Origin of the sequence: Pseudomonas sp. I8001, assembly GCF_013385345.1 — a bacterium.
In the GTDB taxonomy this organism is placed as follows: Bacteria; Pseudomonadota; Gammaproteobacteria; order Pseudomonadales; family Pseudomonadaceae; genus Aquipseudomonas.
On record NZ_JACAQC010000032.1, the window covers coordinates 92,144 to 103,897 of the forward strand.

Sequence of the window (11,754 nt, forward strand, 5' to 3'; positions counted from 1 at the left end):
AAGGACGTGAAGTGTGCGCATTCACCTCCCTTTGAGTGCGTCCTGATCAGTGGCCCTGGCCCGGTCCGGCGTTCCGGGCCTTTGGGTTTCCATATGCTTCGCCGTCTCGATGAGGCGCCGTTTCAAGCCGGCTTGGGCACCGTAAACCGAAATTCGCTGCCTCGCCCCAACTCACTCTCAGCCTCGATCCGCCCGCCGTGGGCCTGCACGATGCCTTGGGTGATGTACAGGCCCAGGCCGCTGCCGGTGGGATTGTTTTCGGTTTGCGTCCAGTAGCGATCAAACACGTGAGGCAACTGATCAGGGGCGATCCCTTCGCCGGAGTCACGCACCGAAAACACGATCTCTTCGCCATTGCTCAACGCACTGATGCCGATATTGCCCTGGCGCGGGGTGAACTTGATGGCGTTGCCGATCAGGTTCGACAGCACCTGGAACAACCGTTCCGGGTCGGCATGGATTTGCAGCCCGGGTTCGGCATTGAAGGACAGGTCGATGCCCTTTTCCATCGCCAGGGGCGCGAGCAGTGAATAGGCCTCCTCGAACATCTGGCTCACGTCCAGGGCCACCGGCTTGACGGTGTAGCGCCCGGCTTCGATCTTCGAGGTGTCGAGCAAATCTTCCAGCAGCACATTCATGCGCCCGGCGGCTTGTTGCATGGTATCGATGGCCGAGGAAATCCGTCGCGAGGTGTGTGGGCCATCGGAACTGAAGGCCTTTTGCATCATGCCGCAGAGCATCGAGATCACCGTCATCGGGTTGCGCAGGTCGTGGGAAACCACCGCCACCAGTTCATCCCGGGCGCGCACCGCCTGTTGTTCACGCAGCACCTGGCGGGCCAGGTCATTTTCCAGGGCCGAGCGGCGCAGGTCGTTGGCGGCGAAGCGGTCACCGTGGCTCCATTTGGTGGAAATGCCGGCCATCTCCACCTTCCAGATTTCAAACGAGGTGCGTGGGCGAAGGTGCAGGCCCGCGTCGGTGCTTTCCAGGTCCAGGGGTTTGTTCGGGTCGCCGCTCCAGTTGATGTTTTCCTTCACTTCGGGACGAAACCACAACACGCCGTTGTCCACCGGCTTGGGCAAGCTCATGGCCAGCACGCCACTGGCTACGTGCTGGTATTCAGCCGCCGGCGGGTAAACCGAGGCCAGGTTATGGCTGGCAAACACCGGCTGCCCGGTCTCTTGCAGCCACTTGTGCAGGGCGCGAATCTGCGCAGGTTCCGGGCAATTGCCGTAACGGTGCAGTTGCTTGTCTTCGATGATTGCCACACCGCCTGCGAGGGTCAGGTCCATCAGCAATTGCGGACGCTGCGCCAGGCCATCGAAGACGTTTGCGGGCGAGGCCTGCATGGCCTGGCTGAGCAAGGCCAGGGCCTCGACTTTTTCTTCGCGCTGGCGGCTTAGGTCCAGGGCCTCCATGGCGCTGATCTGCAACGACAGCACCTGGCCGATGGTCTGGCACGCGGTGCGCAAATCATTGGGCACCAGCAGCGGCTGGCGGTTGCCGCAACTGATCAGGCCCCAGAGTTTGTCGCCGGCCATCAGGGAGATGCTCATGGACGACAGCACCCCCATGTTTTTCATGTACTGGCAGTGAATCGGCGACACGCTGCGCAGGGTGGCGAAGCTCAGGTCCAGGGGCTGGCCGGTGTCCGGGCGCAACCTGGGCACCAGCGGCACTGCCTCGTAATCGGCATTGGGGATGATCCGCAGCCAATTGGTGCGGTACAGCTCCCGGGCTTGTTCGGGGATGTCAGACGCCGGGAAGAACAGGCCGTTGAACAATTCCATCGACGGGGCGGACGCTTCGGCGATCACCTGGCCGTGGCCTTCCTCTTCGAAACGATAAATCAGCACCCGGTCATAGCCGGTCATGGCCTGGATTTCGTTGACGCTGATTTCATACAAGGCTTGCAGGGTTTTCGCTGCCTGCAGGCGTTGCAGCATCTTGCCCAGGTTGCTGGTCCGACCATTGAGTGCCCGCGGCTGGAAGTCCTTGAGCCGTGGTTCGAACTCCAGCACCAGTACATCCTGATGGCGGTGCAGCAAGCCTTCGAACTCGGCGCCGTTGAGGGTCATGTGCAGCGGTGCGGCGTCGAAAAAGCTGTTTTGCGTGACCATTGCCCGGACGGCTTCGGCATGTTCAATGCCGATCAATGTGTGCAGCGGCTGGCCCAGCAGGGATTCCGGTGAGTGGTTGAACAGTTCGGCTACGTTGGCGCTCACCTGCACGATATGCAGGTCCGGCTCGGACAGGGTCAGCAGCGCACCGTGGGGCTGGATGGCCCCCGGGAAGCGGATGGGTTCGTCTGCACAGTTGGCAAGCAACTCTTCAAAGTCTTCGGGTTTCATAGCAGTACCTCCTGGCTGTCGAGCCATTGCTCAAAGCAGCTGAATGTCGAGCGAGCCGCGTTCACGGCGCGCAGTTTGGCGTGCGCATCGAGGGGCACATGGCTCAGGTAGTCGAGAAAGTCTTTCCAGCGCCGACCGGTTTCAGCGCCGTACACGTTGAGAAACGCGCCGCCGTTGTCGGCATCCAGTCCCAGGCGCTGGGCCATTTCCCGGCGCAGGATCTGCCCGCCCAGGGTGGCGCCTTCCAGCACATACAGCGCGCCCAGGCAGGCGGCCGGCGTGTCGAGGAGCGGTAGCGACATGCAATGGGGAAGGGCGGCGATGGCTCGGGCGTCCAGGCCCAGGGCGTGAAGATCCGTCAGCAAGGTGGGAGTTTTGCGACGCAGCACCTGATCAAACCCCACGGGGATCAAGCCGCTGTCGTTCAGCGTCGTTTCCAGAGGGTTGTAGAACCCGTAATAGGCCTGGAGCAGGCGTTTATACCGAGTGTGATCCAGCTGCGGGGAGAAAAACGGCAAGCGCTTTTCCAGGGCGACGTGCAGTAAAGCGGTACCCGAGCGCAGGGCTTCAAGTACAGGGGGCGCACCAACGTCATGGGCCTGTGAATGCATTCAGTAAACTCGAACTGGGGGCCTGCTGGCCATGTAAGGTTGCTTAATAACTGACCGCAGGAGTCGCCGTGAAGTTCGCCTTGGCTGATATCGCGATGCTATCAGTGCATGGGCGAACCCTGCACCAGGGCCGACTGCACGCAGTCGATCAGGCGCTTGGTGGTCCACGGCTTGGGCAGGAACCGTACGGTGCTGCCCAACTGCGAGGCCATTGCGGTGTTGCCCGAGGTCAGCACCACCGGCAGCGTCGGCCAGCGATGGGCGACCACCTTGCTCAAGTCGTAGCCATTGAGTAGGCCGGGCATCTGGATATCGCTGACAATCAAGTCTACTGGATCACTGGCTCGTTCAAGAAAAATCATCCCTTCGTCTGCGGACGGAAACGAGGTCACCACCGCGCCGAAATCCTCCAGTACATCTACCATCAACGAGCGAATGATTTCGTCGTCTTCCAGCACCAATATCGATGGCTGAGCCATGATCCTTACTCCACCATCCGGGTTAAGTAAGGTGGAGTGGGGCGCCGTTGATTAGGTTCGATTGGATGTTTTTTTTGCGATGGGTGGTCATTTGGTTGTCTTTGAATTGCGTCAGGGCAGGGCGCTCCACTGGCGAAACCTGCTAGAAGCGTTCATCCAGCAGCGCCGGCAACGTCAGCTCCTTGACGAAACTGGCGCCGGACAGGCTCAAGACCATACGCACCACCTGCACCACGTCATGCACCGGAATCAATTGGCCCTCACCGCGCTGTTCGGCCTGGGTGCGTGAGGTGCTCAAGGAATCTTCGGTATTCAGATAGCCCAGGTTCAGGCAAGTGACGCCCAGGCGCTGCTGGCGATAGCCTTCACGCAGCGCATCGGCGATGCCGCGCAAGGCGAATTTCGAGGCGCCGAACGCCACTTCGGGCCGGCCGCTCTGGGGCAGTCCCGAGGTCGAGCCGGTGAGGATGATGCGCGGCTGTGGGCTCTTCAATAACACCGGCAGCAGCCGCTTGATCAACAACAGCGGTGCGGTGATGTTGCAACTGACGATGGCTTCCAGTTGCGTGTCCTCGTCGGTGAGATAGCTGTACGCCGGATCAAACGCCCGCGCCTCCCAGATGCCCAGGTTATAGATCAGTGTGTCCAGCCCGCCTGCCGCCACCGCCTGCTCGATGACGTGCGCCGCTTGGCCAGGCACGCCAAGGTCTGCTTCCACCCAGCGCACCTCGGCGCCAGTGCTGCACGTCAAGGGATCAGGGCGACTGCGGGACACCCCGATCAGCGTATCCCCAACCCCGCCCAGCCCTTCCATCAAGGCCCTGCCCAATCCTTTGCTTGCACCGACCACCATGGTTTTCATCGCTTGTCTCCTGAACCGCTGTGCCGAGAGGAGCGGGCATGCAAGCAGAGTGGTGGGGTGATATCAATTGAGTGGCTGTTTCCAGATGTTAATCTCAGGTGTTTCAACGATCCCGGGTTGCCTCATGCTCACTGTTATCCGACTTGCCGCCGCACCCGACGCAGTGTGTTTACCTGCAATAGAGCGCAGTGCGGCCCAGTCCTTTCGTGCGATCGAATCCTTGAGCTGGCTGGCCGATGCCGAGGTCATGAGTGTTGAACGTCATCTGCAGTTGATCGCGTGGGGTACGTGTTGGGTGGCGGTGGATGCTGCTGGCCAGGTCCAGGGTTTTCTCAGTGCACAGATGCTTGATGACGACCTGCACATCCATGAACTGTCGGTGGCGCAGGTCATGCAGGGCCGTGGCGCAGGGCGGCAATTGCTGGAAGCCGTGATGAATGAAGCAAGTTTGCGCCGGTTGCGGGCCGTCACCCTCACCACGTTTCGCGATGTGCCCTGGAATGCCCCGTTCTACCAGCGGCTGGGATTTCAGCCAGAGCGCTCGCTGGCGCCGGATCATCGTTTGGCAGAGGCTCTGCGCGAGGAGTATCGTCACGGTTTTGCGCCGGGCAGTCGCTGTGCCATGTCATGGCAAGTCCCCAGCTGAACCGGCACAACGGATGGAAAGTTACCCATGAAGTACGTCGTATTATTCAGCCTCGCCCTGATTGCCGGTCTCGTCAGCCTGCCGGCAGCGGCGGCGGGAGACGCCGAAGCCGGTGGAAAGTTATTCAGCAAAACCTGCGGCGGTTGCCATAGCGTCGGCGAAAATGCCCGGGGCGGTTTCGGGCCGCAGCTCAACGGCATCATTGGCCGCCCGGCCGGCACGACCACTGATTACCAGTATTCAGATGCGATGAAGAATTCAGGCGTGGTCTGGACGCGGGACAAGCTGGCCGCCTACATCGAGGCACCGAAAAAGGTCGTGAGCGGCACTCGGATGATTTTCTGGGGGATCAGCGACCAGGAGAAGATCGATAACCTGCTGGCGTACCTTGCGACGTTCCAGGCGCAGTAATTCACATTGATTGACGGCACGCGTCCCGATAATGCCTCGGGGCCTTTCCTGTCACTCGCTTGAAGGCGTTGCTGAACGCACTTTCAGAACCGTACCCCAACGACTGCGCTAACACGCCCACTGACAGATTCCCCTCGCGCAACGCTCGTTGCGCAAGGCGCATGCGCCACTCGGTCAGGTACGCCAACGGTGGTACCCCGGCAACGCTCTTGAAGTAGTGCGAAAAGGTGGTGCGCGACATCGCAGCCGCCGTAGCCAGGTCTTCCAGTGTCCAGGCACGCCCCGGCTCGCTGTGTATCAAGCGCAGCGCGGGGGCCAGGCGCTTGTCGCTGACCGTGCGCAGCCAGCCTTCGGGTAATACGCCCGAGGTCTCGACATAGGCCCGCAGGATCTGGATAAACATCAACTGCGCCAGTTGCGCCGACGCCAAGCTTGCCCCGAGCAAATTGGCTTGCCCCTCATGTGCCAACTGGCCGAGTAGCCATTGCACGATTGTCGCTTGCGGCGACGTGGCCCGCACGTGGATCAGGGGCGGCAGCGCGTTGGCCAGCAGGCCGCCACTCTCCGGGTCCAGTTGCACGTAGCCGCCGATTTGCACACAGCCCTGGCCGTCACCGATTTGCGGGAAGCGGCCGGCGTCAGCGAATAATTGCCGCGCTTCCAAAGGCGCGACCGACACATCGCCTGCAAGCACAAACGAGCGTTGCGCACACAGCAGGAACACATCGCCCGCCTCAATCAACACCGGCGCCAGTTCGCCATCCATCCACAACCAGCACTGCCCCTTCACCACCCCGAAAAACTTGATCTTGTCCGGCGCGGGAAAACGCAGGGCCCAGGCGCCGCCCGCGCTGAAGCCGCCGGTCATAACCGATTGGGCATTCACGAACGTGAGAATCTCGGAAAACGGGTCGCTGGGCATATTCGTACTTTTACGCATGTAAATGGGATATTCGAGTATTCAGAGTACGGCTTTCGAGGGGTAGCGTGTTAACCACACGTCCAATGGAGACTCTGTCATGCCCACAGTACAAAAACCGATCCATAGCGGCTATGGAGCAGCAACCACCGCCGCCGAAGTCATCCGGGGCGTCGATCTCTCGGGCAAGGTGGCGATTGTCACGGGCGGCTACTCCGGCATTGGCCTCGTCACCGCCCGTACCCTGGCTGCCGCGGGCGCCCGCGTGATCGTCCCGGCCCGTGACCTGGCCAAGGCACGCGCCGCTCTCAAACCTTACCCACAGCTGCAACTTGAACCCCTGGACTTGATGGACGCCCAGTCCATCGAACAGTTTGCCGAGCGCTTTCTGGCGACAGGCTGCCCGCTGCACCTGCTGATCAATAACGCGGGCATCATGGCGCCGCCGCTGAGCCGCAATGCCCAGGGCTACGAATCTCAGTTTGCGACCAACCATCTCGGGCATTTCCTGCTTACCCAGCGCTTGTGGCCGGCCTTGCAGCGCGCCGAAGGTGCACGGGTGGTGACGCTGTCCTCACGGGGGCATGTGCACGGCGCCGTCGACTTTGACGACTGGAATTTCGAGCGCCAGGCCTACGATCCATGGAGGGCCTACGGTCAGTCCAAGACTGCCAATGCGCTGTTCGCCGTGCATCTGGATACGCTCGGTGCGGCGAGTGGGGTAAGGGCTTTTGCGGTGCATCCCGGTGGAATCATTACCGATCTGGTGCGGCACATGAAGCCTGAAGTCTTGCAGGCATCAGGCTATGTCGACGAGCACGGGAAACCGGTGATCGACCCTGAGCGGAACATGAAAACCCCGGAGCAAGGCGCGGCCACCAGTGTGTGGTGCGCGGTGAGTGGGCAGTTGGCGGGAATGGGCGGGGTCTATTGCGAGAACTGTGATGTGGCGGCGGCAGTGAGTGCGGAATCGGAAGAGCAGTTGGGTGTCAGGCCGTGGGCGGTGGATACCGGGTTGGCGCAGCGGCTGTGGATACTTAGCGAGCAGCTTGTCGCAGGGCGATAGGCCGCAGTGTGGGGTCAGTTCACTGACCCCATCGGCCCATCAAGAACCCTGCGGCGTTTCTCCGCGCGCCAAACGCGCATTGATATCGTCGATCACCGCCGGCAGTTCGACGATGGTGTCGATCAGGTAATGCGGCCGCGAGCCCTCGAACATCTGTGTAATGCGCGCACGCTCCAGCGCCAGCTCAGCAGCAGGCAGCGCCTTGTATTGCTCGTAGGTCAAACCCAGTGCGTTGCCGGAACAGGTCAACGCCACCGTCCACATGCCGGCGCTACGGCCTTCCAGGATCCCCGGCCAGGTGTCGTCGACCTTCACGCACGCGGCCACATCGCTGACCCCCAGGGCAATCACGTTGGCCAGTGCCTGCGCCGGATGCGGGCGCCCGTTGGGCACTTCGTCGGTCGCCACCACATGGTCGGCGACGTAGCCGTTCTGTCGCGCCAGCTCGACCACCTTGGCCATCACCACCGCCGGGTACCCGGAGCAGGAGCCAATCTTCAAGCCCTGCCCGCGCAGGGTGTTGATCGCCTCAAGGGCGCCGGGAATGACCGCCGAATGCAGCGCGATTTTCTCGATCTGCAACGGCATGAAGCGTTCATACAGTGCGGTGACATCCTCGTCAGTCGGCAAGCGATCAAACACCGCCCGATAACGCTCGGCAATCTGCGGCAGGTTGCACAAGGTGCGGATGTGATCCCACTTGCCCATGCCCATCGGGCCGCGGGCTTCCTCCAGGGAAACGGCGACGCCGAACTCGCCGAACGCCTCGACAAAAATCTGCGTGGGGGCGAAGGAACCGAAGTCGACGACGGTGCCGGCCCAGTCCAGGACCACGGCTTGCAGCTTGGAAGGTTGTTGGTAGTGCATGGCAAGTCTCCATTTTCAGGTGTGAGCAGGCCGTCCCTCTCTCAAAGAAGAGGTAAGCGCCTGGTGAGGGTTTAAACGGTCAAGACGATCAGGTGGCCGGGATCGGGCTGGCCTCGAATAGCTCGGCGATCATCGGTCGGTTGCGGCGGATGCCCAGGCAACACAAGTGGTAGTCGATGAAAAACGGATGGTCGACGAAGGTGATCGGCGTGGTGCCCGGGGTTTCGGCGTATTCCACGGCAGACACAAAGCCGATGCCGATGCCCTTGGTGATCGCGTGCACAATGGCTTCGCGACTGTTCAGCTGCATCACGCAGTTCACGGCGATGCCCTGGCGCTTGCAGCTTTCTTCCACCAGTTGCCGGGTGCGTGAGCTTTTCTCGCGCATCACCCACTTTTCGCGGCTGATCTGTTCCACGTGCACCTCTTTCTGCCGGGCCCACGGGTGGTCATCGCGCACCACCGCAATAATCGGATAGCGCCGGTACAGCTGGGTATCAAAGCGCTGGTCGAACTCCGAAAGGGCCAGGATCGCCACGTCGATATCGAAGTTGAAGAGCCGGTCCAGGGTTTCCTTTTCCGGGGAAAACGAGGTTTCCAGTTCGATGTCCGGGTGGCGCTGCATCAGCTCGTAGGTCAGGTTCATCGCGATCGGCGGCGACACCGCGCCCAGGCGCAGCAGCCCGGTCTTGCGCTGCTTGAAACTCTGCAACAGTTGCATGGCTTCATCCTCCTGGCCGAACAGCCCCTGGGTGATCCCGTAAAGGGCGTGCCCGGCGGCACTCATCTCGATAAACCGCCCGCGACGGTGGAACAGCTCCACCGAGAACTGCTTCTCCAGCCCGTTGACCTGCTCGCTGACCGTCGGCTGGCCGACGCTCAGGTATTCGGCGGCGAGGGTGAAACTGCCGGTCTTCGCCACCGCATGAAACGAGCGCAGCCACTTGTGGTACTGGTACATAACGAGTCCTGTTCCTGAGGTCCGCCGGGCCGGTCATCAACGTCGGATAAACAACGCCACCGCTGCGCTGCACAGGCAGGCCGAGGTCACGACGATGAAGATCAGCGAGGTATTGCCGGTACTGTCGAGCATACTGCCGATCAGCGGTTCCGCCAGGCCGGCGAACAGATAGGATGAGAAATTCATCACGCCCGTGGCCGTACCCGCACGCTTGGCGCCGACCAGGTCCGGGCACAGCGCCCAGAAACTCGACGCCGGGCCATACACGAAGAACCCGCAGAGGAACAACGCTACCAGGCCGATTGCGCTGTGGGGCGGCAAACTCCACATCCACAGGCTGGTGGCGGCGCCGAGGAACATGTAGAGCATGATCGCCAGGTAGCGTTTGGAGCCGAACAGCTTGTCCGAGACCCAGCCGTTGCTCAGGGCGCCGATGGCCATGCCCACCGGCAGGGCCACGGTGATCCACTTGGGGTCGATCATGCTGTCGCCGCTTTTCCAGTTGGCCCCGAGGAAGTGCACCGGCACCCAGACGATCAGGCCGTAGCGGGCGGCGTTCTGGAAACCCAGGGAGATCGCGGCGATGATCAGCCGCGGATTTTTCAGCACCGCCTTGTAGCGCTGCGCCGAGGATTCGACTTCGCCGTGGGCCACTTCATGATTCTTGTCTTCGGCATTCGCCACGCCAGTATCGGCCAGGGGCTCGAAGCCCATGTCTTGAGGCCGCTCGCGGGCCACCAGGTAGAAAATGATGCCGCCCGCCAACATCAACAGCACCGGCAGGCGGAAGATCCAGCGCCATTCCAGTTGGAACACTTCCAGCACCACGATGGAGGTGACGTACGACAGGACCGAGGCGCACCCGGCGGCGAACACATAAAAGCCATACACCTTGCCGCGCTCGCCGGCGCTCCACCAATTGGAAATCAACCGGCTGCCGGGTGCCCAGCCGAGGGCCTGGAAGTAACCGTTGATGCCCCACGGCAGGATCAGCCCGGCAAAGCCGCTGGCGAAACTGGTGACCCAGTTGGCCGCGCAGGACAGCACCGCGCCCAGGGTCATGATGCGGCGGCCGCCGAACTTGTCGGCGAGGTTGCCGTTGATCGCCTGGCCAATCGCGTAGGCCCAAAGCATCGCCGCGGAGGCCCAGCCGAGGGTTTCCTTGGTCAGGCCGAACTCGGCCTGGATCCCGGGGATGGCAAAGCCGAAGGTCTGGCGGCCGGTGTAGAAAAACAGATAACAAAACATCGCCGCCAGCAGCATGCGCCACTGGGCTACGCGAAACGATGAGGTACGGACGGCAGGAACAGGCAGCACGTGTGCACGATTCATGATGTTTTCCTTATTGTTATTCGCCCCGGCGACCGCAGCCGCTGGGGGGCACTCTTGATAGGTGCAACAGGAAACGACCGAATTACGGTGAGTCTAGGCCGCTTGCGCGCCGATGAAATTCTTGCCGCGTGCGCCTTGCAGGGCGAAGCGGATCATCGCCTCGGCCTCGGTGGCATTCACGCCGTAGTCGGCAAATTCGGTCTTCACGTCCAGGCTGTGGAGGAAGTCGCGCAACTGCGCCTGGGCCTGCTGCAGGTCGGTGCCGAATACCCGTTGCAGAGTGCGGTCCCGCGCGGCGTCGTGCCCCCATGCCAGGCCCAGTACCAGCGGCAAAGTGAAGGAACAGGCGATGCCATGGGGCAGGCCGTGGTGCAGAGTCATCTCATAAGAGATGGAGTGGGCGAGGGCGGTCTTGGTGTTGGAAAAAGCCAGGCCGGCTTTCAGCGCCGCCAAGGCCATGCGCGAGCGCAATTCCTGGTTGCCGAGGTCACGCCGCAAGCGCGGCAGGCATTCCAGGATGTCTTCGATGGCGGAGATGGCGAAGGTGTCCGAGACCGGGTTGGCGTTGACGTTCCAGATCGATTCCAGCGCATGGGACAAGGCATCCAGCCCGGTGGACACCGTGACCCCGGCCGGCACCGTCAGCATCAACTGCGGGTCGATGATCGCCACTGTCGGCCAGGTGCAGTCCAGGTGCAGCGAATACTTCTTGAGGCTGGCGGAGTCCCAGATCGTCGCCCATGGCGTGACTTCGCTGCCGGTGCCGGCGGTGGTCGGTGCGGCAATCAACAGCTTGTGGCGGGCCGGCGCGAAAGGTTTACCGGTGGCCAGCAACGCCAGCAGCTCGTCGAAATCCCCGGAATCTGTGCCGACGATCAAGGCCTTTGCCGTATCAATTGCACTGCCACCGCCGACGGCGACCACCACCTGGCAGTCACCGGCCTGCAGCCAGAAACGCTCGTAGGTGTCGCGCAGTTGGGCCACGTCAGGGTTGGGCTGTACGTCTTCAATGACGTACACCAGGCGTTCGCCCAGCAGGGCCTGGATGCGGTCTACCAAACCGAGCCCGCGGGCTTCGGGAAAGGTCACGAGGGCGACGCTCTGGCCTTCGGTAAGAGCGGCGAGTTCTTGCAGGCAGCCCCAGCCGAAGCGGGTGTCTACCGGGTTGTGGAAGCGGGCAGTCATGGCGGGTTCCTGGTTTTTGTTATTGGAAGTGCCGCCATAGTCGGGGAGGGTGAGGTGGACCTCA

12 protein-coding genes are annotated in these 11,754 nt (G+C 62.0%); 3 read left to right on the forward strand and 9 right to left on the reverse strand.

Annotation, left to right across the window (positions count from 1 at the left end; translation table 11 throughout):
* Positions 1–122: 122 nt before the first annotated feature.
* The 4 genes from HX839_RS21195 to HX839_RS21210 all read right to left on the reverse strand — a co-directional run bounded on the left by HX839_RS21195 (position 123) and on the right by HX839_RS21210 (position 4,303).
* Positions 123–2,351, reverse strand: a complete 2,229-nt coding sequence (locus HX839_RS21195) for an ATP-binding protein (protein ID WP_102605925.1) — start codon at positions 2,349–2,351, stop codon at positions 123–125.
* Positions 2,348–2,962: a biliverdin-producing heme oxygenase gene (locus HX839_RS21200; RefSeq protein ID WP_177008168.1), complete on the reverse strand. Its 615-nt coding sequence runs from the start codon at positions 2,960–2,962 to the stop codon at positions 2,348–2,350. The genes HX839_RS21195 and HX839_RS21200 overlap by 4 nt, the downstream gene beginning before the upstream one ends.
* A gap of 101 nt (positions 2,963–3,063) precedes the next feature.
* Complete coding sequence (locus HX839_RS21205) at positions 3,064–3,441, reverse strand: response regulator (protein ID WP_003210361.1); 378 nt, start codon at positions 3,439–3,441, stop codon at positions 3,064–3,066.
* Positions 3,442–3,583: 142 nt separating this feature from the next.
* Entirely contained in the window at positions 3,584–4,303 is a 720-nt protein-coding gene (locus HX839_RS21210; RefSeq protein WP_008438472.1) for an SDR family oxidoreductase, read from the reverse strand.
* 124 nt (positions 4,304–4,427) lie between these two features.
* Between HX839_RS21210 and HX839_RS21215 the strand changes: the two genes are divergently transcribed.
* Both HX839_RS21215 and HX839_RS21220 read left to right on the forward strand, forming a co-directional pair.
* Positions 4,428–4,949 carry a GNAT family N-acetyltransferase gene (locus HX839_RS21215; protein WP_177040133.1) on the forward strand — a complete coding sequence of 174 codons (522 nt, stop codon included), beginning with the start codon at positions 4,428–4,430 and terminating at the stop codon, positions 4,947–4,949.
* Positions 4,950–4,976: 27 nt separating this feature from the next.
* Positions 4,977–5,360, forward strand: a complete 384-nt coding sequence (locus HX839_RS21220; protein ID WP_003210355.1) for a cytochrome c family protein — start codon at positions 4,977–4,979, stop codon at positions 5,358–5,360.
* Between the two features lies 1 nt (position 5,361).
* Here the strand turns inward: HX839_RS21220 and HX839_RS21225 are convergent, their stop codons facing one another.
* Entirely contained in the window at positions 5,362–6,300 is a 939-nt protein-coding gene (locus tag HX839_RS21225; RefSeq protein ID WP_023659137.1) for an AraC family transcriptional regulator, read from the reverse strand.
* 79 nt (positions 6,301–6,379) lie between these two features.
* Between HX839_RS21225 and HX839_RS21230 the strand changes: the two genes are divergently transcribed.
* Entirely contained in the window at positions 6,380–7,345 is a 966-nt protein-coding gene (locus HX839_RS21230) for an oxidoreductase (RefSeq protein ID WP_003210351.1), read from the forward strand.
* 39 nt (positions 7,346–7,384) lie between these two features.
* Here the strand turns inward: HX839_RS21230 and phnX are convergent, their stop codons facing one another.
* The 4 genes from phnX to psrA form a co-directional block, all read right to left on the reverse strand.
* On the reverse strand, positions 7,385–8,212 hold the full coding sequence (gene phnX / locus HX839_RS21235) for a phosphonoacetaldehyde hydrolase (protein WP_003210349.1): 828 nt from the start codon (positions 8,210–8,212) through the stop codon (positions 7,385–7,387).
* Positions 8,213–8,300: 88 nt separating this feature from the next.
* Complete coding sequence (locus HX839_RS21240; protein ID WP_087695146.1) at positions 8,301–9,173, reverse strand: LysR substrate-binding domain-containing protein; 873 nt, start codon at positions 9,171–9,173, stop codon at positions 8,301–8,303.
* 36 nt (positions 9,174–9,209) lie between these two features.
* Complete coding sequence (locus HX839_RS21245) at positions 9,210–10,505, reverse strand: MFS transporter (protein ID WP_003210345.1); 1,296 nt, start codon at positions 10,503–10,505, stop codon at positions 9,210–9,212.
* 93 nt (positions 10,506–10,598) lie between these two features.
* The gene (psrA, locus tag HX839_RS21250; protein WP_003210343.1) at positions 10,599–11,690 is read right to left on the reverse strand and encodes an iron-containing alcohol dehydrogenase PsrA; all 1,092 of its coding nucleotides are present in this window, start codon (positions 11,688–11,690) and stop codon (positions 10,599–10,601) included.
* Positions 11,691–11,754: the final 64 nt, after the last annotated feature.